This is a genomic window from Bradyrhizobium algeriense (assembly GCF_036924595.1).
Lineage (GTDB): Bacteria > Pseudomonadota > Alphaproteobacteria > Rhizobiales > Xanthobacteraceae > Bradyrhizobium > Bradyrhizobium algeriense.
The window spans coordinates 1,552,872-1,576,394 of sequence record NZ_JAZHRV010000001.1 but is presented as its reverse complement, the minus strand read 5'-3'; the positions used below and the strand labels follow the sequence as shown (position 1 = coordinate 1,576,394).

General features: G+C 63.6%; 23 protein-coding genes. 12 read left to right on the top strand and 11 right to left on the bottom strand.

What is annotated here, in order from left to right; translation table 11 throughout:
* The first annotated feature begins 288 nt into the window (after positions 1-288).
* The 3 genes from V1286_RS07625 (at position 289) to V1286_RS07615 (ending at position 2,521) form a co-directional block, all read left to right on the top strand.
* On the top strand, positions 289-1,482 hold the full coding sequence (locus V1286_RS07625; RefSeq protein ID WP_334478647.1) for a CaiB/BaiF CoA transferase family protein: 1,194 nt from the start codon (positions 289-291) through the stop codon (positions 1,480-1,482).
* 215 nt (positions 1,483-1,697) lie between these two features.
* Positions 1,698-2,174, top strand: a complete 477-nt coding sequence (locus V1286_RS07620; RefSeq protein ID WP_334478646.1) for a type II 3-dehydroquinate dehydratase — start codon at positions 1,698-1,700, stop codon at positions 2,172-2,174.
* Between the two features lie 107 nt (positions 2,175-2,281).
* A complete protein-coding gene (locus tag V1286_RS07615; RefSeq protein WP_334478645.1) occupies positions 2,282-2,521 on the top strand; it encodes a hypothetical protein in 240 nt (79 codons plus the stop codon).
* A 198-nt stretch (positions 2,522-2,719) separates the two neighbouring features.
* Here the strand turns inward: V1286_RS07615 and V1286_RS07610 are convergent, their stop codons facing one another.
* From V1286_RS07610 to pucL, 3 genes are all read right to left on the bottom strand, one after another.
* Complete coding sequence (locus V1286_RS07610; protein WP_334477866.1) at positions 2,720-3,979, bottom strand: IS110 family RNA-guided transposase; 1,260 nt, start codon at positions 3,977-3,979, stop codon at positions 2,720-2,722.
* Positions 3,980-4,238: 259 nt separating this feature from the next.
* On the bottom strand, positions 4,239-5,522 hold the full coding sequence (locus V1286_RS07605) for an allantoate amidohydrolase (protein ID WP_334478643.1): 1,284 nt from the start codon (positions 5,520-5,522) through the stop codon (positions 4,239-4,241).
* A 54-nt stretch (positions 5,523-5,576) separates the two neighbouring features.
* Positions 5,577-6,419: a factor-independent urate hydroxylase gene (gene pucL, locus V1286_RS07600; protein ID WP_334478641.1), complete on the bottom strand. Its 843-nt coding sequence runs from the start codon at positions 6,417-6,419 to the stop codon at positions 5,577-5,579.
* A gap of 183 nt (positions 6,420-6,602) precedes the next feature.
* On the opposite strand from pucL, the gene V1286_RS07595 reads away from it, so the two are divergent.
* Entirely contained in the window at positions 6,603-7,994 is a 1,392-nt protein-coding gene (locus V1286_RS07595) for a nucleobase:cation symporter-2 family protein (protein WP_334478639.1), read from the top strand.
* Positions 7,995-8,104: 110 nt separating this feature from the next.
* On the opposite strand, the gene uraD is transcribed toward V1286_RS07595, so the two are convergent.
* From uraD to V1286_RS07555, 8 genes are all read right to left on the bottom strand, one after another.
* On the bottom strand, positions 8,105-8,989 hold the full coding sequence (gene uraD, locus V1286_RS07590) for a 2-oxo-4-hydroxy-4-carboxy-5-ureidoimidazoline decarboxylase (RefSeq protein ID WP_334478638.1): 885 nt from the start codon (positions 8,987-8,989) through the stop codon (positions 8,105-8,107).
* A gap of 11 nt (positions 8,990-9,000) precedes the next feature.
* Positions 9,001-9,939, bottom strand: a complete 939-nt coding sequence (gene puuE, locus V1286_RS07585; RefSeq protein ID WP_334478637.1) for an allantoinase PuuE — start codon at positions 9,937-9,939, stop codon at positions 9,001-9,003.
* A 2-nt stretch (positions 9,940-9,941) separates the two neighbouring features.
* Positions 9,942-10,355, bottom strand: coding sequence for a DUF3830 family protein (locus tag V1286_RS07580; protein ID WP_334478636.1), 414 nt, complete (start codon positions 10,353-10,355; stop codon positions 9,942-9,944).
* A gap of 141 nt (positions 10,356-10,496) precedes the next feature.
* Positions 10,497-11,636: a mechanosensitive ion channel family protein gene (locus V1286_RS07575; RefSeq protein ID WP_334478634.1), complete on the bottom strand. Its 1,140-nt coding sequence runs from the start codon at positions 11,634-11,636 to the stop codon at positions 10,497-10,499.
* Between the two features lie 139 nt (positions 11,637-11,775).
* Positions 11,776-12,567, bottom strand: a complete 792-nt coding sequence (locus V1286_RS07570) for a shikimate dehydrogenase family protein (RefSeq protein ID WP_334478632.1) — start codon at positions 12,565-12,567, stop codon at positions 11,776-11,778.
* A 4-nt stretch (positions 12,568-12,571) separates the two neighbouring features.
* Positions 12,572-13,411 carry a carbohydrate ABC transporter permease gene (locus tag V1286_RS07565; protein WP_334478631.1) on the bottom strand — a complete coding sequence of 280 codons (840 nt, stop codon included), beginning with the start codon at positions 13,409-13,411 and terminating at the stop codon, positions 12,572-12,574.
* Positions 13,408-14,307 carry a carbohydrate ABC transporter permease gene (locus V1286_RS07560; protein WP_334478629.1) on the bottom strand — a complete coding sequence of 300 codons (900 nt, stop codon included), beginning with the start codon at positions 14,305-14,307 and terminating at the stop codon, positions 13,408-13,410. The genes V1286_RS07565 and V1286_RS07560 overlap by 4 nt, the downstream gene beginning before the upstream one ends.
* Entirely contained in the window at positions 14,304-15,668 is a 1,365-nt protein-coding gene (locus tag V1286_RS07555) for an ABC transporter substrate-binding protein (protein ID WP_334478628.1), read from the bottom strand. Before V1286_RS07555 ends, V1286_RS07560 begins: the two co-directional genes overlap by 4 nt.
* A 153-nt stretch (positions 15,669-15,821) precedes the next feature.
* Between V1286_RS07555 and V1286_RS07550 the strand changes: the two genes are divergently transcribed.
* From V1286_RS07550 to V1286_RS07515, 8 genes are all read left to right on the top strand, one after another.
* A complete protein-coding gene (locus V1286_RS07550) occupies positions 15,822-16,580 on the top strand; it encodes a FadR/GntR family transcriptional regulator (RefSeq protein ID WP_334478626.1) in 759 nt (252 codons plus the stop codon).
* An 82-nt stretch (positions 16,581-16,662) separates the two neighbouring features.
* Complete coding sequence (locus tag V1286_RS07545) at positions 16,663-17,736, top strand: LLM class flavin-dependent oxidoreductase (RefSeq protein WP_334478624.1); 1,074 nt, start codon at positions 16,663-16,665, stop codon at positions 17,734-17,736.
* An 84-nt stretch (positions 17,737-17,820) separates the two neighbouring features.
* Positions 17,821-18,798, top strand: a complete 978-nt coding sequence (locus V1286_RS07540; RefSeq protein ID WP_334478623.1) for an NADPH:quinone oxidoreductase family protein — start codon at positions 17,821-17,823, stop codon at positions 18,796-18,798.
* Positions 18,799-18,827: 29 nt separating this feature from the next.
* Positions 18,828-19,397 carry a DUF2889 domain-containing protein gene (locus tag V1286_RS07535; RefSeq protein WP_334478622.1) on the top strand — a complete coding sequence of 190 codons (570 nt, stop codon included), beginning with the start codon at positions 18,828-18,830 and terminating at the stop codon, positions 19,395-19,397.
* A gap of 30 nt (positions 19,398-19,427) precedes the next feature.
* On the top strand, positions 19,428-19,727 hold the full coding sequence (locus V1286_RS07530) for a hypothetical protein (RefSeq protein WP_334478621.1): 300 nt from the start codon (positions 19,428-19,430) through the stop codon (positions 19,725-19,727).
* 536 nt (positions 19,728-20,263) lie between these two features.
* Positions 20,264-20,563, top strand: a complete 300-nt coding sequence (locus V1286_RS07525; protein WP_334478620.1) for a helix-turn-helix domain-containing protein — start codon at positions 20,264-20,266, stop codon at positions 20,561-20,563.
* Entirely contained in the window at positions 20,563-22,575 is a 2,013-nt protein-coding gene (gene hyfB / locus V1286_RS07520; RefSeq protein ID WP_334478618.1) for a hydrogenase 4 subunit B, read from the top strand. The genes V1286_RS07525 and hyfB overlap by 1 nt, the downstream gene beginning before the upstream one ends.
* Complete coding sequence (locus V1286_RS07515) at positions 22,566-23,522, top strand: respiratory chain complex I subunit 1 family protein (RefSeq protein ID WP_334478617.1); 957 nt, start codon at positions 22,566-22,568, stop codon at positions 23,520-23,522. Before hyfB ends, V1286_RS07515 begins: the two co-directional genes overlap by 10 nt.
* Position 23,523: the final 1 nt, after the last annotated feature.

Here is a 23,523-nt window from a genome sequence, read left to right as displayed (position 1 = left end):
GGAGAATCGCAACGCACACGGGAGGCTAGAATCGCCTCATTAACGCTTGTTTACCAGCCAGACTTGTCGCGCACCTGCTTGACGGTGAATTATAGCGAAAAGCAGAATCCTCCCGTAGCAGCCCCGTAGTTTTGCGGGGGCTTCCGATCCCAAAATGGCGCCCCGCCCCGCCCGCATGGCCGGCCGCTCGCCGGGCGTCGAACAAGGAGTTGGAAATCAGCGCCAGATTGGTTAAGCCAGACTGGTCTGCTCGTTCCCACGCGAAATCCAAAAAACAAAGGTTTCTCAATGCCTTTCCCACGCGCTTCGCAGGCCCTGTCCCGTTTCACCGTGCTCGATCTGACCCGCGTTCGCTCCGGGCCCACCTGCGTGCGGCAGCTGGCGGACTGGGGCGCCAACGTCATCAAGATCGATGCGCTGCTGGAAGACGGCAGCGGCGAGCAGCCGGGCGGCCCGCGCCAGGGCTCGGATTTCCAGAATTTGCACCGCAACAAGCGGGCCATGACGCTGAACCTGAAGGACCCCAAGGGCCTCGAAGTGTTCAAGCGCCTCGCGGAACAGGCCGATGTCGTGGTCGAAAATTTTCGTCCCGACGTGAAGGCAAAACTCGGCATCGACTATGAGAGTCTGCGCCAGATCAACCCGCGCATCGTCTATGGCAGCATCTCCGGCTTCGGCCAGGACGGCCCCTACCACAAGCGGCCGGGCTTCGATCAGATCGCGCAGGGCATGGGCGGGCTGATGTCGATCACCGGTGCGCCCGGTGAGGGTCCGATGCGAGTCGGCATCCCCGTCGCCGACCTTACCGCCGGGCTGTTCTGCGCGCTTGGTATCCTCACCGCGCTGCTGGAGCGCGACGTTTCCGGCGAAGGCCAGTGGGTGCAGACCTCGCTGTTGCAGGCGCAGATCTTCATGCTGGATTTCCAGGCCTCGCGCTGGCTGATGGAAAAGGACGTGGCCAAGCAGGCCGGCAACAATCATCCGACCTCGATCCCGACCGGCGTGTTCAAGACCTCCGACGGCTACATCAACATCGCCACCACGGGCGGACGGATCTGGGAACGCTGCGCGCAGGCGATCGGCGCGCCCGAACTAGTCACCAACCCCGATTACGCCACCGCGCCTGCACGCTCGAAGAACCGCGACGCGCTGAACGAGGTGATCGGCAAGCTCACCGAGAAGAAATCGACGGAAACCTGGGTCAGGGAATTGAACGAGGCCGGCGTGCCCTGCGGCCCAATCTATTCGATCGACCAGATGTTCGACGACGCCCAGGTCAAGCACCTCGGCATCGCCCAGCACGTGCCGAACGACGAGAACCGCCACATCCAGCTCGTCGGTCAGCCGGTGACGCTGTCGCGCACGCCAAGCAGCATGGCGGCGCGCCCGCCGGAGTTCGGCGAGCAGACCGAAGAGGTGCTGGCGGAATTCGGATTTGCCAGGGACGAGATCGCCGAATTGCGCCAGCGCAAGGTGGTGTAGGCGCAATCCGCCGTCATTGCCGGCGACAAACGCGAAGCGTTTGCGCAAGGGAGCGAAGCGACGAAGCAATCCATCTCTCCGCCTGCCGCACTATGGATTGCTTCGCTTCGCTCGCAATGACGCCGTGAGAGCGCCGCGTTGAGCAGATGCTTCACGGCTGACATGTTGCCGCGATCAGCTACACTGCCCTTTCATTATCCCGTGAAAGGCATTCCATGCGCATCATGATCCTCAATGGCCCGAACCTGAACATGCTCGGCATCCGCGAGCCGCACATCTACGGCTCGACCACGCTCGACGCCATCAAGGCGTCATGTGAAGAGTTTGCCGCTTTCGCCGGCGCAGAGCTGGCGTTCCATCAATCGAACTACGAGGGCGTGCTGGTCGATCTCATCCAGTCCGCGCGCACCGCGGCGGACGCCCTCATCATCAATCCCGCCGCCTACTCCTTCACCTCGATCGCGATGTTCGACGCCATGAAGATTTTTGACGGCCCGATCTACGAGGTGCACATCTCCAACATCCATGCCCGCGACGAGTTGCACCGGCACTCCAAGCTTTCGGCCGCGGTGAAAGGCGTCATAGCGGGCCTCGGCCCCTACGGCTACATCGTGGCCATGCAGGCCGCACTGCAGGCTGCCGGCCAGTTGCCGGCGTCGCTGCCCACGGCCATCCGCGTCGGCCCGAAATGACGGATGGAGCCTGACATGCAGGGAGCGGGCTATCTCGCCATCTGGAGCGGCGATGCGGCCGCCGCTGCGGGCGAAATTGCCGAGCCGAGGCATGATGCGTTGCGACCATGGACATCGCGCAGACCTCCATCAAGGCCCGCGAGAAGGGCATGCGAGCCAACGACGGCTCGTTCGCCGCTCTGCTGCTGATCGAGGGACTGGACGAAACCGCGATCCGCGACGCGCTCCACCATCTGCGCAAGGCGCTCCCTGCCGAGGATCACGGCGTCATCGACACCCTGCCACTCTGGCGTTCAGCCTCCCGAAGCGACTGCTGCCAGGCTGACGAACGCGCGCGTCGAGCGTAGGACCTCCTAGGGCTTGGTCAAGGGGCTTTCGTTCTTTGGGTGACAAGCGTAGCGCCGTGCTCGCCGCCGTCCAGGACGCTTCGCGCCGGCTACGCCGGTGCCGATGGCATCCTGGACAGCGGCTGTGCGCGGCGCTGTTGGGTTCGGCAGGTCGGGACGAAGGAATGGTCGCAAGCGGCCGAACAAAGGAATGAGGCTTTACGGCGTGGCGACGGTCTGAGCACTCCTCTGGTCTGCCTCATACAGGGTCCGGTGGGTGAGCGTCGCGCACAGGGCGGAAAGCAAGCGATCAGCCACACCACGCAAAGCACGCGCATGGCCATGGCCGCGCTGCCGCAAGGCGTCGTAGCGTCGCCGAGCGGCTGCGTCGCGCTGGATGGCGACGCGTGACCAGTGATGGACCGCAGTCTGCAGCCGCTTGTTGCAGGCGAGGCGCCGGATCACGAAGCGTTGCTTGCCGCTTTGCCGTGTTACCGGAGCAACCCCTGCCAGAGCACGCAAGGCGTGATAATCTCGTGCCTGCAGCGGTTGCGCTGCTTCGGTGAGCAGTGTGGCGAGAACAATCCTGCCGATTCCCGGCCAGGAGCGCAGGATTGCCACGTCACACTGCTCATGGCTCTGCCCCGACGAGTTCTCCTCATCCTGTGCTGCGAGGCTGTCGCAAAGGCCGTCCAGGGCGGCGCCGGCTTCCTTGATCTGCTGATTGATCAGGTGCATGCGCGCCACAAGACTGCGGATATGGACGCACGCGGCCTCCCTGGTACCTGGTGCGACGAACAAGGCCGCCTTGCGCAAGGTCTGCAGCACGGTGGTGGCGTCGAGACGGCGGATGCGATGCTCCTTGAGGATGCGCGCAATCGCCTTCTCCGATACCTTGGCGGCCGCAGCGGGGGTCGGCACCTTCTGCCACAGCGCCAGGAACCAATCATCTGCGACATCGTCGGTCAGTTCGGCCGCTTGCGGATAATAACGCCATAGCTGCTGGCGCAGGCGATTGGCCAGACGCGTCCGTTCCTGCAGCAGTTCATCCATAAGGCGCGACCACTCGCGCAGTTCGATCACCGTCGGATCGTCGGTGGCAAGCTGCCGGAAGGCTTTCCGATCGGTGCGCAACGAGTCGCCGAGGACAAGAGCGTCACGGCTGTCATCCTTGGCGCCTGCGACCGTGAAGCGATCACGGAAGCGATCGAGTTGCTTGGGATTGATGGCAAAGACCGTAAACCCGTGCTCGAGCAGCATCTCCACCACGGGACCGTGCGGCATCTCGATCGCGACGGCGATCCGCCCCGGCGCGGCCTTGGTCTTCTCAAGCAGCCAGTCTCGCAGCTCCGTCAAGCCGGCTCCGCCATGGACGAACTCCCGCTCGCCCACGCGTCTTCCTTCGGCATCCAACAGGCAAACGCGATGGTTCTGCGTTGCCCAGTCGATCCCGACAAACCAATGCACATCCTCGACCATTGCTCGACCTCCTCGCTTGCGAAGCGGGCCACTGCGATCCCGATCGATCCCTGTACTGGCGCTCTTGGCGCAAACCTCCTAGTGGATCTCGATCGCAGCCGCTCCACCGGGGCGCGGGTCCTACGCAGGTGCTCATGGCACAGATGGGTCAGGCGGCTCCCGGCGGATCGGCCCGTGCGACCAGTCTACATCTCCAGACTAGTGCCGAACGCTCAAAAGGGTACAGGATGGGTTTCGCTGCGCTCCACCCATCCTGCGATCAGGTGGTGCCGCCCGCTTCCCTTGGCCGGAAATTCTCGATCAGCCGCAGCAACACGCGCGCGCCGGAATCGGCGTCGGCGGGTTCGACATGCTCGGCCGGGTTATGGCTGATGCCGCCGCGGCAACGCACGAACAGCATGGCAACGTCGGCAATATCGATCATCGCCATGCCGTCATGCCCTGCTCCGCTCGGCAGTTCGAGCACGCCAAAGCCTTCGGCCGCAACCGCTTCCGCGACCTGCGCTTTCAGCCACGGCGCGCAGGGCACGGTGCGGTTTTCGTGGGTGACGTCGATCTGCAGCGACAGCTCGCGCCGCTTCGCGATCGCTTCGATGCGGCGGACGATATCGGCCACCGCAAGCTTGCGGTGCGCATCCGTCGGCGCGCGAATATCCAGCGTGAACGACACCTTGCCCGGGATCACGTTGGTGGCGCCCGGAAGCGCGGTGATTGCGCCGACGGTGCCGACCAGTCCGGCACTATCGGCCTTGCAGAACTCCTCGACCGCCCCGATGCATTCGGCGGCGCCGGCCAGCGCGTCACGCCGCATCGCCATCGGCACGGTTCCGGCGTGCCCGGCCATGCCGGTCAGGTTCGCCGCCAGCCGTGTGGCGCCTGATATTGCCGTCACCACGCCGACGGGAAGGTTTTGTTGCTCCAGCACCGGCCCTTGCTCGATGTGCAGCTCGACATAGGCATGCAGCTCGCGGCGGGTGCGCGCCGCCGCGCCGATGTGATCGGGATCGAGCCCGAACCGCACCATCGCCTCGCGCAGGGTGAGGCCGTTCGCATCGCGCGCATTGAGCACGCTTTCGTCGAAGGTGCCGGCGACCGCCCGGCTGCCGAGCAGCGTGGAGGCAAACCGCACGCCTTCCTCGTCGGCGAAACCGACGACTTCGATCGCAAACGGCAATTGCACGCCGCGCCGGTCCAGATCGGCGACGCAGGCGATCGCCGTAATCACGCCGAGCGGGCCGTCCCATTTGCCGGCGTCGCGCACGGTGTCGTAATGCGAACCCAGCATCAGGCAGGGCAAGCCGGGACGTTCGCCCTCATAGCGGCCGCAGACATTGCCGATGGCGTCGAGATGCGCGGCCATTCCGGCATCTTTCATCCACGACATCAGGAGATCGGCAGCTGTGCGATGCTCAGGCGAAAGGAAGATCCGAGCCAGATGCTCAGCTGTCTCGGAAATCGCCCCGAGCTGATTGATCCGGCTGACGATTTCGTCGCCGAGCCGTGATCCTGTGGTCGCGCCGATGGCCGCCTTCGTCTCGCTCATGCCGTTCCAGGTAGCGCGCTTCGATCGGCGCTGCTCGATGGGTGGGCGTGCCTTTTAACCCCTTCCCACCGTGCACTCAATCTGGCCGTGGGGCTCGTCGGTCGGCAGGAAAACGTCATTATTGTTATCCAGCCCGAATGCCGACAGGTTCATCGGAATGAAGTGCATGTTCGGGCAGGCCATGCTGATTTCCGAGATTTCCGGCACGGCTGCCAGCGCCGCCTCTCCCATCCGGTACAGGCTGTCCTGCACGCTCATGCTGTAGGTCGTGCTGAACACTTCGAGCAAGGTGCCGAGAATCCGCGCATTGGCCGTCGGATAATTCGCAGGTCCCCCCGACCACTTCCAGGACGCCACCATGCTGGTGGCGCACATCCGGTCGGCGGTCTCCGGCAGCGTGGTGTAGCGATCTCTCGGATAATTCTCCCAGCCGGACTGCGTCGATTTCATGAAGGCAAAGCCGTCGATACCGGACGTCAATGCCGTTGGTCCCCCACGCACCACTGAGGCTTCGACGAACGGCTTGCCGTTGCTGTCGAGCACGAAGCTGTGGGGATGCGGCTTGCCGCCGAAACTCAGGCGACTCCATTTGGTCTCGTGCGCGGTGATGGCAACCGAGGCAATCTGCGGATAGATGTCGAGATATCGCTGCGCCAGCACCTGGCAGAAATCCTCGGTGCTCAGCCCCGTGTTTTCACGCGCGACCACGTTGACGATGTTCTTGATCGTATCCGTCGCTACCGAGGTGGAATTGTCGGCGTGGGTATAGGCGCGGGCAAAGTCGCCCTCGATCATTGCCTTGACGCTGAGCTGGCTGACTTCGTGCTGGTCGCCGTTCCGGTGAATCCGCATAACCCGGACGCGGCCCTTACCATATCTGTTCCTGATCAGCGGCATCCGAACGCCTCCCGTTCAACCTGCAATTTGCGGGGATCCACCCGCTATGGTTCAATATTGAGCAACCTTCGTGCCACAGGGCAAGATCTTGGGGGACAAGGTCTTTGCGGGACAAGCTTCTGGCACGAGCCTTGTATCAGTTCAAACAGGCCCGGTGGCCTGCATCCAGGGGGGAGTCCGAACATGAGCGGCGAAGTCCATCCAGTCGACCAGATCCTGCCGACGCCGCGATTGCTGGCGCTCGGCCTGCAGCATGTCTTGGTGATGTATGCCGGCGCGGTTGCCGTGCCGTTGATCATCGGCCGCGCACTGAAATTGCCGCCGGAAGACGTGGCCTTCCTGATCAGCGCCGACTTGTTCGCCTGCGGCATCGCCACGCTGGTGCAATGTATCGGCTTCCCCGGCGTCGGTATCCGGTTGCCAGTGATGATGGGTGTGACGTTTGCCTCCGTCGGGCCCATGCTGTCGATGGCGGCCGCGCCTGATATCGGCCTGCTCGGCATCTACGGCTCGGTGATAGCGGCCGGGCTATTTGCCATCGTTGCCGCGCCCTTCATCAGCCGGTTGCTGCCGCTGTTTCCGCCCGTCGTCACCGGGACCATCATCCTCGTAATCGGCATTTCCCTGATGCGGGTCGGCATCAACTGGGCCGGTGGCGGCCTGCCCACCCTGACCAAAATGATCGACGGCGTGCCGCACGCTTTCCCAAATCCCGCCTACGGCCAGTTGCAGGGGCTCGGCATTGCGCTGTTCGTGCTGCTGGTGATACTCGGCCTGATCAAATGGGGCTCCGGCTTCGTCACCAATGTCGCCGTGCTGCTCGGCATTGTCGCGGGCGCCGTTCTTGCCGCCGTGCTCGGCATGATGCATTTCGAGAAAGTCGCCGCGGCGCCGTGGGCCGCGATCGTGCTGCCGCTGCATTTCGGGCCGCCGAAGTTTCAGCTCGTCCCCATCATCACCATGTGCATCGTGATGATCGTGGTGATGATCGAATCGCTCGGCATGTTCCTGGCGCTTGGCGAGATCACCGGCAAGGCGGTCAGCCGCGATGCGCTGACCCGTGGCTTGCGGGCCGACGGCGTCGGCACATTTCTGGGCGGGCTGTTCAACACCTTTCCCTACACGTCGTTCTCGCAGAATGTCGGCCTAGTCGGCGTCACCGGTGTGCGCTCGCGCTGGGTCACGATCGCCGGCGGCGGCATCCTGCTGCTGCTCGGGCTGCTGCCAAAGATGGCGGCGCTGGTCGAGGCCGTGCCGCTGGTCGTGCTCGGCGGCGCCGGCCTCGTGATGTTCGGCATGGTGGCGGCCACCGGCGCGCGCATCCTCACCGCGGTCGACTTCAAGAACAACCGCTACAATCTGTTCGTGGTCGCGATATCGGTCGGCTTCGGCATGATCCCGCTGGTTTCGCCCAACTTCTTCAAGAACTTGCCGCACGGCCTGCATCCGTTGCTGGAGTCCGGCATTCTGCTCAGCGCGCTGGTCGCGGTGGCGCTGAACGCCTTCCTCAACGGCGTCAGCGGCAAGACTGCGGAAGCCGACGCCACAGCGGCTGCGGCAACGGCGACGCATTAGGTTGGGAGGCCGTAGGATGGGCAAAGGCGCACTTGCGCCGTGCCCACCATCGATCAACGCCATCGCCTGGAAATGGTGGGCACGCTGCGCTTTGCCCACCGATTCGGCGATCAGCTTCCGCGGTAGGTCGCATAACTCCACGGCGTGACCAATAACGGCACGTGGAGATGGGCTTCCGGGTCGCTCACCGAGAAGTGCAGCGGAATGCGATCGAGAAACGGCGGATCGGACAGCGGCACGCCGCGATCGGCAAAATAGGCGCCGACGTGAAATGCCAGTTCGTAGCGACCGATCGGCACCGGCCGGCCGCCGATCAGCGGCTGATCGGTGCGGCCGTCGCTGTTGGTGACCGCGCCCGCCACCACGCGGGCCTCGCCAAGTTCGGACAGCTCGGTCAGTTCCACCGCTATCCCCGCCGCAGGCCTGCCGCTGTGGGTATCCAGCACATGGGTCGACAGGCGGCCGTGCACCGGAAGCTTGTCCTCGGACGCGACGAGCTGGTCGAGACGCAGCGCCGCGATCCGGCAGATTTCCCCTATCGAGGTTTGCGCCTCGGCCTTTGCATCGTTCGGCAGCCGGCGCTCGAAATCGCGCAGGATGGAATCGCGGGTGTGGCGCCGAACGCAGACGACATAGGGAAAGCCGAATTTGGCGCGGTAGGCATCGTTGACGCGCTCGAACGCAACAAATTCAGGATCCGAAAGCCGATCGAGGCCGGCGCTGTTCTGTTCAGCGTTCGACTCCGCGGTGAGACCCGCGGCGCGCTGGGTCTTGCTGGCGAGATCGGGATGCGCCCTGATAAGCGCCAGCCGCAATTCCTCAGGGGCGCGATCGACCGCCGACTTCATCGCGGCGAACAGCTCGTTGACACCTGCGAACGGCCGCAGCGCGGCTGCTTGTTCGGCGATCCATGGCGAATACTCAAAGACATTGGCCAGCGCGGTTACGAAGTCGTCCTGGCTGCAAATGTTGAGATCGGAAAGCTTGTTCAACATCGCTTTCGCACCTATCCAATGTCGAAAGCATCGTCGGCAAGATGCACCAGATTGGCGTGCCAGTGCTGCGCGATCTCAAGCCGCGTCGGCACCCAGACCCGCTCGTGCTGTCCGATGTAGTCGAGAAACCGCATCAGCGCCGCCGCGCGGCCGGGACGGCCGACGACCCGGCAATGCAGGCCGATCGACATCATCTTCGGCGCGGTTTCGCCTTCCCTGTAAAGGACGTCAAAGCTGTCCTTGAGATAGTTGAAGAATTCGTCACCGCCGCCAAAGCCCTGCGCGTTCACAAAACGCATGTCGTTGGCGTCGAGCGTGTAGGGAATGACCAGATGCGGCTTCGACCCGCGCGCCCTGATCCAGTATGGCAGGTCGTCGGCATAGGAGTCGCAGAGATAAAGTAATCCGCCGGTTTCCATCAGAAGCCTGAGCGTATTGATCGAAGAGCGCCCGGTGTACCAGCCGAGCGGGGGTGCGCCGGTCGCCTCGGTGTGGATACGGATCGCCGCCGCGATCTCGACGCGCTCCTCGGACTCCGACATGTCCTTGTGCTCGATCCATTTCAGGCTGTGGCTGGCGATGTCCCAGCCAGCTTCCTTCATGGCGGCGACCACATCCGGATTTCGCTTCAAGGCCATCGCGACGCCGAACACGGTCACCGGCAAATTGCGTTCGGTGAACATCCGCCACAGCCGCCAGAAGCCGGCGCGCGAACCATATTCGAACATCGATTCGATATTGGCGTGGCGCTGGCCGGGCCAGGGCTGCGCGCCCAGCACGTCGGACAGGAAGGCTTCCGAGGCGCGATCGCCGTCGAGAACATTGTTCTCGCCGCCTTCCTCGAAATTCACCACGAACTGCACCGCGACCCGCGCATTGCCGGGCCATCGGGGATCGGGCGGGTTGCGCCCGTAGCCGCGGAAGTCGCGCGGATAGGCGGGCGCGGCCATGCTCACACTTCCTCGAAGCGGATCTTTTGCGCGCCCTTCCACAGCACGGTCTTGCCGAACGCGGTCAGGTTCTCCAGCCCCGAGGTCAGGGTGATGAAATGGTTGCCGGCGAGCTGGCCCATCTTGCTCGCAAAGTGCACGCCGCCATAGGCAAGCAGGATCTCGGTCTCGCTGATGCCGCCGGGATAAAGGATGATCTGGCCGGGCGCGGGATAGCTGGTGTGGTTCTCGTAGGAGACCCCGAAATCGAGATTGCCGAGCGGCATCCAGACACCCTCACCGCTCCAGCGGACGTGGATCGCCTGGCTCTCGAACGGCATCGCCTTGCGGAAGGCGGCCACCGTCTTGGGCGCCAGTTGCTCCTCGAAACGGGCCTCGAAGGTGAATTCACCGGCACGGACAATCAATTGGCTCATCGATCTCTTCTTCTGGATATAGGTAAGGACGCAGGTTCAGCCGTATCCATTACAGCCGGAACCAGCGGAAGCAAGGGCCATTCCAGCCCGTGGGAGGTTTCAACGCGGAGCGTTTGGAACAGGAATCTGTCCCCGCGGGCATCAGCTATGGGCCCGCGCCGGGACCGGCCGGGGCGGCCCATCGCCATGCTTGAAAGCGCCGCCGAAGTCGATCGGGGGCGATACCATCGCGCGTTCGCGCGGGAACGCTTCCGGCATCTCTTGGCGAATGAAAGCGAGCAGTTTTTCCCTGATCTCGCAGCGGAGATCCCAGGATTGCGGCGCGGATCTGGCGCTGACCAGCGCCCGAAGCTCGATCGCCCGCGGGCTGGCCTCGATCACCTGGAGATTGACCACCGCCCCATCCCACAGTCTGGACTCGCGCACGGCCTCCTCTAACCGCTGCCTGATCCGCGAGACATCGGTGCAGTAATCGACATGAAAGGCGATGGCACCGATCAGCGACTGGGTGTCGCGGGTCCAGTTCTGGAACGGCCGCTCGATGAAATAGGACAGCGGCACGACCATCCTCCGCCAGTCCCACAGCCGGATCACGACATAGGTCGAGGCGATGTCCTCGACCCAGCCCCATTCATTCTCGATGATGACGGCGTCCTCGATCCGGATCGGCTGGGTGATCGCGATCTGGACACCGGCGATCAGGTTTGAGAGCAGCGGGCGGGCGGCAAGGCCGAGGATCAGGCCGGCGGCGCCGGCGGAGGCGAACAGGCTGACGCCATATTGCTTGACCGATTCGAAGGTCATCAGCGCCGTCGAGACCGCAATGATGACGATCAACGTATCGATCACGCGCTTGAAGACACGCACCTGGGTGACGTGCTTGCGGGCGAGAAAATTCTCGTCGGTATCGAGGCGAAAGCGCTGCAGATAGCGCGCAGCACCCATGTCCACCGCGCGAACCGTGATCCATCCGATCAGCGCGATGACGGCGACGATGAAAAAATGCCTAAGCTGTTCACGAAGCACGTCGTTCAACGGCGCCAGCGGCAGCACCAGCGCCACGGCCACGAGACAGAGCGCCAGCCGGGCCGGGCCGGCGACCCTTTGCAGCAGCAACGTCACGGCCGGCCAGCGCGTCCCGACCGCCCGCTTGATGATGCGCGCCGCGATACCATGCACGAACAGCGCCACGACGATGGCGCCAACGACAAGGCAGAGACCCACCAGCCATCGCGGCACAAAGCCAAACATCTGTTCGAACCATGACAAAATATCGTCCATGCAAATTCCCGCTGCGTAGCACACGTTCTGCCGCTAACGCAGGCTTCCGGGCATGGGTCCTCTGCCCAACGCAGTGCAGCAATTCACTGAGCGCATTTCCGAATTCGGTTGGGAACGCGGGTTCCCGCGCAACTCGTGTTCACGCGTCGCCGCGCCAGAATGCGGTCTGCAGGGGCAGTTGGTGTTTGATCATCGCCACGCCATCGACCACCTTCAAGCCACGCGCGGCGCAGGCCTGCATGAACTCAGTCCGGCGAGCGGCGATGATGTCGAACACGGCGCAATCAACGGGCAAGCGCCCCGGATCCATCGGTAGGGTGTCCGTCTCGCGAAGCCCGAGCGAGGTAGCGTTGACCACCAGGCTGGCGTCATCGAACTTTTCATCCAAGCTGATCTCAAGATCGGCGAAACGGCTGCGGAGTTTCGCGGCCAGCGTTTCAACCGGCCCCGGCGTTTCGTTCAGGATTCGCAGCCGCCGCGCACCGGCAGCGGCCAGCGCGTGGCAGATCGCCCGGCCCGCACCGCCGGCTCCGATCACGACGCAGCGGCGGTCGGGATCGAACACCCGCTCCTCGCGTGCAGCATTGAGGAATCCGCCGCCATCGAAGGACTCGCCCACCAGGCGTCCGCCGGCCTCGATCCTGATAGTGTTGACCACGCCCTCGAACCGGGCGGCCGGCCCGACCGCATCGCACAGTTCGAATGCGGCGGGCTTGTGCGGCATGGTGAGGTTGAAGCCGGCGACGCTTGGCGATTTCGCCAGCGTGCGGATCGTCTCCGTCAGATGCTCCGGCGCGATATCGAGCGGCACCATGTGCCAGTCGAGCCCGTTGCCATGGAAGTAAGGCGTGTAGTGGCGGGGCGCGCCGACATGCCCGGCCGGATGGGCAAAGATAAAGACGAACCGCGAAGCGCCCGTCGGAAGCTGCATCGCTCTACCCCTTTACGGCGCCGGCCGTCAGCCCGCTCACCAGATAGCGGCGCACCGCGAGCGAGAAGATCAGCACCGGCGCCATGACAAGCGATCCGCCGGCGGCGATCTTGCCCCATTCCCAGCCTTCGTAGTTCATGAAGTTGACCACGGCAACCGGCGCGGTGCGCGCATTGGTCCGCGTCAGGATCAGCGCGAAGAAGAAGTCGTTCCAGGCGTAGAGAAAGCACAGGATCGCGGTCGCGGCGATGCCGGGCGTGACCATCGGCAGCACGATCTGGAGGAAGACGACACGGGTCGATGCGCCATCGACCAACGCCGCCTCTTCCAGCGATGGCGGCACCGTCTCGAAGAACGGCTGCATCATCCAGATCACCAGCGGCAGGTTGAAGCTGGTGTAGACCAGCACCAGCCCGGTGACGGTGTCGAGCAGCCCGATCCAGCGGTAGAACAGGAAGAACGGAATCGTGAACGCGATCGGTGGCGCCATCCGCGTCACCAGAATGGCAAAGCTCACCGCGTGCTTGCCTCGCCCCGCCCATCGCGACAGCGCGTAGGCCGCGGGCACCCCGAGAACGAGCGCCAGCGCGGTGGAGAACGAGGCGCTCATCAGGCTGTTGACGAAGGAGACCGGAAACGCGCCCTGCCAGAGCGAGGCGTAGTTCTGCAGCGTCGGCGTGAAGATCAAAGGCGGTGGAAACTGCAGGATCAGGTCGTTGGACTTGAAACTCATCTGCAGCAGCCAGAGGAACGGCGACAGCAGCACGATCAGCGTCACGCCGATCGCGACGAGCCGGCGAACGCTGGCCGAACGGCGGATCGGCCCGCTGATGCCGTCACTCATGCCATGGCCTCCCGACGGCGGCCCATCCACACCACGCCGAGGCTGACGGCGACGACGAGCAGCAGCATCACAATTGTGACTGCGCTGGAATAGCCGATCTCGTTGAAATCGAACGCCAGCAGGTAAGCGTAATAGTTCGTCACCTCGGTGACGCTGCCCGGCCCGCCGCCGGTCAGCAGGAATACCAGCGGGAAGGCTTTCACGCTGTCGATCAGGCGAAACATGCCCGAGATCACCAGGATCGGCGTGATGAAGGGCAGCGTGATGTAGAAGAATACCTGCAGCCGGTTGGCGCCATCGACCAGCGCCGCTTCGGAAAATTCGTCCGGAATGGTCTGCAACGCGGCCAGCACCATCAGGAACGTGAACGGAAGCCATTCCCAGGTGTCGGCGATGATGATCGCGGTCAAGGCAAAATCGACGCTGGAGGTCAGCGACGGCATCGCGATGTTGAGCAAGCCGGCGACGTAGTAGAGCGGGCTGATGTCGGGCGTATAGATCAGCTTCCAGATGATCGCCACCACGATCGGCGGCAGCACCATCGGGATCAGGAAGAAGGTGCGGGCGAATTCCACGACGCGCGACTGCGTGTGCAGCAACAGCGCCAGCAGCATGCCGAGCAGGACCTGGAACAGCACGCCCCAGAACGACAGTTTTGCCTGCACCCACAGCGAATTGACGAAACGCGGATCATCAGGCAGCAAGCGATAGTTGCGCAACGGCGAACTGAAATCGGTCGACGAGCCGGGATTGACCAACTGGAATGGCGTCAGGCTGGTCACGACCAGATAGATCGCGGGCAGGCCCGCGATCATGAACAGCACGATCAGGCTCGGCGCCAGCGCGATAGCGTTGAAGCGGCGGCGCTCGGCATCGACCAGTCCTTTTCCGCTCAAAGCGCAGTCCCGGCCCGGCGCATATTGGCAATCGCCTGCTCCTGCGCGGCGTTCATCGCAGCCTGGGCCGGCAGCTGCCCGGTCGCCACCTGTTCGAAGGCCTTGTTAAGGACATCGCCGACGATCGGGAATTCCTTCACGGTGCGATAGGCCATGTAGTTCTCGCCCTTGGCCGGCAGTCCCAGCACCTCGAGATAGAGCGCGCCGAGGTCCTGGCCATTCACCGTGTTGAGCTTGCGATATTCCTCGCTCTCGATCACGGATCTGCGGCAGACCGAGGAATGGCCGTGCTCCTTGACGAGCCGCATCGAGATTTCCGGGCTGAGCGCCCATTTGATGAATTCCCAGGCCGCCTTCTTGTTCTTGGCGTTCTTGGGAATGCCGAGCCCTTGGCTGTTCGCAGCCGGGAAATCCCGCACTGGCCCGGCCGGCATCCGCACGACGCGCGAGGTGTCTTTCACCTTGCTATCGCCGGACATCAGGATCGGCGTGATCCATGCGCTGGAATGGATGAAGATGTTGGAGCGGCCGGTGAGCAGGGCCTGGCGCGCCTGATCTTCGGTGTATGTCAGCACGCCCTTTGGCGCGTAGTTCTTCAACAGGTTCGCGTAGAACTCGACCGCCTGAACCGCTTCCGGCGAGTTCAGCGCCGGCATGATGTCGGTGGGCGGATTGCGGAAGATGTTGCCGCCAAAGCCCTGGATGTAGGGCGGCAGGCACCAGTGGTGAAGCTGGAAGCTGACGAGGCCGGTGACCCCATCGGTGCCGTTGATCGCGGCGCAGACCTCCTGCAACTCGGCAAAGGTCTTCGGAATCTTCAGCCCCTTCTTCTCCATCAAATCCATTCGGGAGAGGCCCATCACCATGGCGCCGCCTTCCCAGGAATAGCCGTAGGTGGCGCCCTTGGCGTCGCGGTAAGGCACCTGCGCGCCTTCGACGAAATCCTTCGGCTTCCACTCCGCCGGCGTCAAATTGGGATCGCCGGTGAACTCATCGAGATTGGCGAGCAGGCCTGCCGCCACCCAGCGTGCGGCGAGAATGAAGGTGACGTTGACGAAGTCGAAGGCCGAGCCGCCCGACGACAGTTCGAGATTGGCCTGCTGGTTGTAGACCGGAAACGCCGAGAGCTGCAGATCGACCTTCATGCCGGTCTGCGCCTCGAACTCGGGAATGTAACTCTGCAGCAGGGTGAAGAAGCGGTGCTGGAATGACGCGCCGCGCAGCGTGACGCCGGCAAAGGGTTTGGTCTGCGCTATGACCGGCATCGGGAATGCCGCCGCGCCGATGGTGGCGGCGCCGGCCCGAAGCAGCGTTCGGCGGCTGAGGCCCGCGGATTTATCGCTCGAATTCTTCTTGGTCATGGTGCCCTCCCTGACGAGCTTTTCGACAATATGACCGACATAAAATAAACTGTCAAAAGGAGGCTTCTCTCCATTTGGCTATTTTTACGGTACCAATTGACATCGCATCGCAATAAAGCAGACAATATTATTTCAAGGCTTGAGGGTCACGATTTGCCCAGGGACGCCGAACTCCGCCAGTCCAACACCCACGTCGCGCGCGAAATCGCAAAACTCATCGTTTCCGGCGTATGGCACGAGGGCTGGACGCTGCCGCGCGAGATCGAGCTGGCCTCGCAATTTGGCGTCAGCCGCACCTCGATCCGGGAATCGCTGTCCGTCCTCAAGGCGAAAGGCTTGATCGCGGCACGGCAGAAGGCCGGCACGCATGTCCGCGAGCGGATCAACTGGAACATGCTGGATGCGGAGCTTCTGGAGTGGACATGGGCGCTGCGCCCCACCGAAGAATTCGCCCGGCAGCTCACGCAGGTGCGGCGCATCGTCGAGCCGGAGGCCTGCGCGATCTGCGCCGAGCGCGGCTCGGATGCCGATCTCGCGCGCATCGAACGGGCCTATCGCGAGATGGACGCTGCCGGCATGGACAGCCGCGCCTATTCCGAACCTGATCTGCGCTTCCACCGCGGCATCCTGATGGCGACCGGAAATGATTTTCTGGTTGCCTTCGGCGCGACGGTAGAGGCGGCGCTTCGGATGTCGTTCGACCTCTCGACGCTGAACCCGGGGGCGCCGCGCAAGAGCCTGCCCTATCACCGCGCCATCCTCGACGAGATATGGGCGCGCAATCCCGATGGCGCGCGGCGCGCGATGCATCGCCTGATGGACCTGACCGAGCGCAATATTACCTCGGCCCTGTCACGCCGGCATAGCGAAGCGATGGCGGCAGCGGATGCCAGCCGTGAGCACGACGCGTAACGGAACGGCCCTAAACGCTTGCTTTCCCTTGATGTTGTGCGTTTCATTCCAGTCAAACATCAAGCGACCTCAGGAAACACCCATGCCCGCAAGAATCATCGGAATGATCGGCACCCAGCAGGAAGGCGTCGCGGTTCACCTGATCAAGGGACAGATATCGCGGGAGTGGGTGATCGACTTCACCCGTCTGCACGAGCAGTGGAACTATGATTCTGTTCTCGTTGGATATTACGCGTCCGCCGCCGAAGGTTTTGCGATTGCGCTTTATGCCGCCGACCACACCGAGCGGATCAAGTTCCTGATCGCGCACCGCCCGGGCTCGGTGGCGCCGGCGCTGGCGGCGCGGCAGGTCGCGACCTTCGACCAGCTCACGCAAGGGCGGATGGCGCTGCATATCATCGCCGGCACCAGCGACGCGGACCAGGCCAGCGAGGGCGACTTCCTGCCCAAGAATGACCGTTACCGCCGCGCCGGCGAGTATCTGGACGTGATGCGGAAGCTCTGGAGCAGCGACAGCCCGATCGACCACCACGGCGAGTTCTACCGGGTCGAGGGCGGCTATTCCGACATCAAGCCGTTTCAGCAGCCCTGCCCCCAGCTGTTCTTCGGCGGTTCATCGGAAGGCGCGCTGGAGATGGGCGCGCGGCATTGCGACGTGTTCGCGATCTTCGGCGAGCCGCTCAAGGAGACGCGGGAGCGGGTGCAGGATTTCCGGAGGCGCGCCGCCGCCTTCGGGCGCAGCGTCGGCTTCAACATGTCGCTGCGGCCGATCATGGCGGAAGCCGAAGGCGCGGCGTGGGACAAGGCCAACGCCCTGCTGGCGGATGTCGAGCGCAAGACCGGCGCCGCGCCGCAGCCGACCAACCATTCCGCCGAACGCCTGCTCGGCTACGCCGCGCGCGGCGACGTGCATGACGAGCGGCTGTGGATGGGGATCGCGCGCGCCACCGGCGCACCCGGCAATACCTCATGCCTGGTCGGAACGCCCGAGCAGATCGCGGCAGCGGTGCTGGAATATTACCGGCTCGGCATTCACTCCTTCCTGCTGCGCGGCTTTGAGAACCCGCACGACACGATAGCGATCGGCCGCGACTTGATTCCACTCATCAAGCAAGGCGCGCTTGCGATCGACCAGCAGGCTGAAGCGGCCGAATAGAACTTCACCCGAAGAATTGCGGACACCTCAAGATGCCGGCGTAATGCATTGGAGCCCAAGAAGAAAACGCATGAAAGAAATTGCATGAAGGCCGTGGTTGTCGACAGCTACAATTCGATCGACGGCACCTCGATCAAGGAGATTGATACGCCCGGCGTTTCCAAAGGCTGCGTCCGCGTCAAGATCGGCGCCGCGGCGGTCGGCTTCGTCGATGGATTGAAGGTGCAAGGACTTTACCAGACCAAGGACCCGCTGCCGTTCGTGCCGAGCACAGAGTTTGCCGGCATCGTCGACGCCGTTGCCGATGACGTCACCGCGTTCAAACCGGATATGCCGGTGATCGGCATGACCCGTTCCGGCGCGCTGGCCGAATATATCTCTGTGCCATCTGCGGCGCTCAAGCACCTGCCGCCGCAGGTTCCCTTCGAGGCAGGGGCATCGTTTCAGGCCAACTATCTGACCGGGCTTTACGCGCTGGATGCCCGTGCATCGCTGCGCGACGGCGAGATATTGCTGGTGCTGGGCGCGGCCGGCGGCGTCGGCATCGCCGCCGTTCAACCCGGCAAGCTGATGGGCGCGCGGGTGATCGCAGCCGCCTCGACGGCGGAGAAGCGCGCCTTCGCGGTGCAGTTCGGCGCCGGTCAGACCATCGACTACACCAGGGCGGATTGGCGGGACACGCTCAAGGAGCTGACCGGTGGCCACGGGCCGGACGTGATTTTCGACCCCGTCGGCAGCGAAGTGGCGCTGCAGGCGTTTCGCTCGATCGCCTGGCGCGGACGGCATCTGGTCGTCGGGTTCGCCTCGGGCACGATTCCGGCGCTGGCGTTCAACCTGCCGCTGCTCAAGGGCGGAGCGCTGCTCGGCGTCGATCTCGCCCAGATCCAAAAGCGCGAGCCGGAGACTCACGCCCGCCTGATGGCGCAATTGTTCGACTGGCTGGCATCGGGCAAATTGCAGCCCGTGGTCGGCAAGGTCGTGCCGTTCGAGAATTTCCGCGACGCATTCAAAACCATGCAGTCGCGATCGGCGCTCGGGAAGATGATTGTCAAATTCGGCTGAAGTGACGCATCGATGCAGGATACGAACTGATGCCCCTGGAAAATGGCAATAAAAAGCGCCGCCTGATGCATACGCGCTCGGTCGAATGCGAAGGCTTTCTGCGCGACGACGGGCTCTGGGAAGTCGAGGCGTGGCTGCGCGACACAAAACCCTTCACCCAGCGCGCCGATCGCTTCCGCGGCGAACTGAAGCCGGGCGCTCTCGTGCACGATATCGGCCTGCGGCTCGCCATCGACGACGGCATGACCATCCGCGAGGCGCAAGCGATGATGCGCGCGACGCCCTATCCCACCTGCACAGAGGTCGAGCCGATCCTGCAGCACCTGATCGGCGAGCGCATCGGCCCTGGCTGGCGCAAAACCGTGAGGCGCAAGATCGGCCGGCTGGAAACCTGCACGCATCTGATGGAATTGCTCGGCCCCGCCGTGACCACGCTGTACCAGACCATGTCCTACGGCAGGAATCCGGACGGCCGCGATACGCTGGAGAACCAGCAGAACTCCGGCGAGCGCCCATTCTTCATCGGCGGCTGCCATTCCTGGCGCACCGACGGCCCTGATCGGATCCCTGTGAACCTCGGCGGCCACCCCCAGACTTAACCTAAGGGGCCTCAGCGGAGGGATTAGGTCATGGCTATTGTACAATTTACGCGCTTCAAGAGCGACAAGCCTGAGGAAATGGTCAAGACCGCCAAGCAGGCGAAGGCAATCTTCGAAAAGCACGGCGCTGAATTTCTTCGGCTTTCCCGGTTTCACACCGGTATGTGGGCCGGGGAGTTTCTCATCTCTACGCGCTATTCCAGCTGGGAAGTGTACGGAAAGGTACAGGAAGCACTGGCAAAGGACGAAGCATTCGCGAAGCTGTTGGCGCACACGACCACCTTTGCCGAATTGACAGGCCGTAACATCGCAGTCAGCATCGATCTGTGAAGCTCGAAGCTGCGGGCGTCGCTTTCGAATATTGAGGTTCTGGAGCGAACCGCTTCGGCTGCAGCCGTCTCGGACCGGCTGCAATGTGCCGACGCCGCCAAGCGCAGTCGTCTTGACGGTGTCGGTATTGTGCTCGCCGCCTTGTTCGGGCCACGACGGGCAAGGACGACAAAACCCGGCCAAACCTCAAGGCAACAGCTGATTCGTACGATGCAAGTGCCCGATCAAATCGGCTGCATCGCTGCACTCGTTTGCCAGCCCGCCGCGTAGTCCCGCAATGATCCCGGCGCGGTTCATCAGTGGCTACCGTCAAAAAATTGGACGTGGCCTGCAGCGCGCAAATTCGAACTGTAACGCCGATGCTGACGAGCGCCACGGCGCGGCGCCCTTTGGCGCCCATGCGACGCCCGGAAACCCTGGAAAGCACCCCTCAGAATAGATATCTGAGATATCACTTATTGACACATTAACATCAATACTTAGGATGCAGGAATGACGTCAAAAATCGGCCCGAGCCTCGCCGGCGAGACAGACTGATGATCACTGCAGCTCAATTGCGGGCTGCCAGAGTGCTTCTCGGCATCGATCAGCGGCGGCTCGCAAAACTATCGGGGCTTTCGGTGCCGACCATCCAACGCATGGAAGCGAGTGAGACCATGGTTCGGGGCAATGTCGATTCGCTGGTGAAACTGATCACCGCGCTCGAGAATGCCGGCATCGAATTGATCGACGACGGGGCAAACAGCGACGGCGGCGGGCGCGGCGTGCGGCTCAAGGCCCGTTCCGAAGATCGCGCGGAAGACAAGACATCGGGCGGAGCGAGGACGCGCAAATAATGTCGGCCGTCGCCCTGCAAATGGTCTGTGTCGCCGGATTGCTCGGCTTGGCTGTGCTGGCGATCGTTCTGGGCCGGTCGAAGATCTCCACAGCCGTCATCTACGGCGCGACGCTTGCCGTATCGGCGATTGCATGGGCCGGCGCGTTGCGCAGCCTGCTTGGCGGCGCCGATGCCACCGCGCTCACCCTGCCGGTCGGATTGCCGTGGCTCGGTGCCCATTTCCGTCTCGACGCACTGGCCTCGTTCTTTCTCGTCGTCATCAATTTGGGTGGGGCGTCGGCAAGTCTCTATGGCCTCGGCTACGGCCATCATGACCCCGCGCCGCATCGCGTGCTGCCGTTCTTCCCCGCCTTTCTCGCCGGCATGAACCTCGTGGTGCTGGCGGACGATGCCTTCTCCTATCTGCTGTGCTGGGAATTCATGTCGCTGGCGTCGTGGGCGCTGGTCATGGCCCACCATCGCGAACGGGGCAACGCCAAGGCCGGCTATGTCTATCTGGTGATGGCAAGCTTCGGCACGCTCGCCTTGCTGCTCGCGTTCGGCCTGCTGGCGGGTCCGGCGGGAGATTACGGCTTTGCCGCCATTCGCGCCGCGCAGCACACGCCATACGCGGCGACGCTGGTGCTGATCCTGATGCTGCTCGGCGCCGGCTCGAAGGCCGGCCTGGTGCCGTTGCATGTCTGGCTGCCGCTCGCCCATCCGGCCGCGCCGAGCCACGTTTCCGCGCTGATGAGCGGCGTCATGACCAAGGTCGCGATCTACGGCTTCATTCGCGTCATGTTCGATCTGCTGGGACAGCCGAACTGGCTGGCCAGCGTAGTCGTGTTGTTCCTCGGCAGCATCACCGCCGTCATGGGCATCCTTTACGCCATGATGGAGAAGGACCTGAAGCGCCTGCTGGCCTACTCCACCATCGAAAATATCGGCATCGTATTCGTCAGCCTCGGCCTCGCCATGGCATTCCAGGCGAATGGACTGAAGGCGGCGGCCGCGCTCGCCTTCACGGCCGCCTTGTTTCACGCCCTCAACCACTCCTTCTTCAAGAGCCTGCTGTTCTTCGGAGCCGGCGCCGTCCTCACGGCGACGGGCGAGCGCGACATGGACAAGCTCGGCGGCCTCATCCACCGCATGCCGTTCACGAGCTTCGTCGTCCTCGTCGGCTGCGTCGCGATCTCGGCGCTGCCGCCGTTCAACGGCTTCGTTTCGGAGTGGCTGATCTTCCAGGCCGTGCTGCAAAGTCCGGAGCTCCCACAATGGGCGCTGAAGATCATGGTGCCCGCGGTCGGCGCGATGCTTGCGCTCGCCGCCGCACTGGCCGCGGCCTGTTTCGTCAAGACCTACGGCGTAACGTTTCTCGGGCGACCGCGCGGCGTGGCGGCGGAAACCGCTGGTGAAGTCGACCGCTTCTCGCTCGCGGCCATGTTCATTCTCGCAGCGCTCTGCCTGCTGGCCGGAATCCTGCCGGGACTGGCGATCGACGCGCTAGCGCCGGTCGCCACCCAGATTCTCGGCAGCCGCATGCCGGCCCAGACGGGTCAGGCCTGGCTTTCGATCGTGCCGATCGCGGAGAGCCGCAGCTCCTACAATGGATTGCTGGTGATGATGTTCATCACGGCAGCCGCGTCGCTTGCCGTCTATTTCATTCATCGCTTCGCTTCGCACGCGCTGCGCCGGGGGCCAGCCTGGGGATGCGGTTTCTCCGACGCCACGCCTGCCGCGCAATATTCAGCCGTCAGCTTTGCGCAACCGATCCGCCGCGTGTTCGGCACGCTAGTGTTCCACGCCCGCGATCACGTCACGATGCCGCCGCCGGGAGACCTTCGGCCGGCGCGGCTCCGGATCGAATTGCACGACTTGGTCTGGAGCGGAATATATGCGCCGATCGCGGATGCCCTCGGCTTCTTGTCGACACGGCTCAATCGCCTGCAGTTCCTGACCATCCGGCGATATCTCAGCCTGGTCTTTGCCACCCTCGTCACGCTGCTGCTGGTGCTCGCGATATGGTCGTGATCTCCGACATCATCGTGCAAGGCGTGCAGATGCTGCTGGTGCTGCTGCTCGCCCCGCTGCTGACCGGTTACGTGCGCAAGATCAAGGCGCGGCTGGTACGACGCCAGGGCGCCTCGGTCTTTCAGCCCTATCGCGACCTGCTGCGGCTCCTGCGCAAGGAAGTGGTGCTGGCCGACAACGCATCATGGCTGTTCCGCGTCACACCCTACATCACCTTCGCGGCGATCTGGGTCGCCGCCGCCCTGGTGCCGACCTTCGCGACCGGGCTGCTGTTCAACTGGACCGCCGATCTCATTGCTATCGTTGCATTGCTCGGAAGCGCGCGCTTTTTCCTCGCGCTCGCGGGGATGGACGTCGGCACCAGTTTCGGCGGCATCGGCTCCAGCCGCGAGGTGATGATCGCAGCGCTTGCCGAGCCCGCAATGCTGCTAATCGTATTCTGTCTGGCGCTGGTCGCCGGCTCGACGCAACTCTCGACCGTCTCGCACTTCCTGGCGTCGTCCTATGTGGGGTTGCGGGTGTCGCTCGGAATGGCGCTGGTCGCGCTGTTCATGGTGGCGATCGCAGAGAACGCACGCATCCCGGTCGACAATCCGGCGACGCACCTCGAACTCACCATGGTGCATGAGGCGATGATCCTGGAATATTCGGGACGGCACCTCGCGATGATCGAACTCGGCGCTTTCCTGAAGCTGCTGCTCTACGTCTCGCTGATCGCCTGCGTGTTCCTCCCCTGGCAGATCGCGCTCTACGGCAGCGGCGCGTTGTCCTACACGATCGGCGCCGGCGCCTACATCGCCAAGCTCGCGCTTGCCGGCTTCCTGCTCGCGCTGTTCGAGACCGCTACGGCGAAGATGCGGGTGTTTCGCGTTCCGCAGTTCCTCGGCGCGGCGCTCATGCTGGGCTTGCTCGGCACCCTCCTGCTGTTCGTCTCGAGGAGTTTCTGAT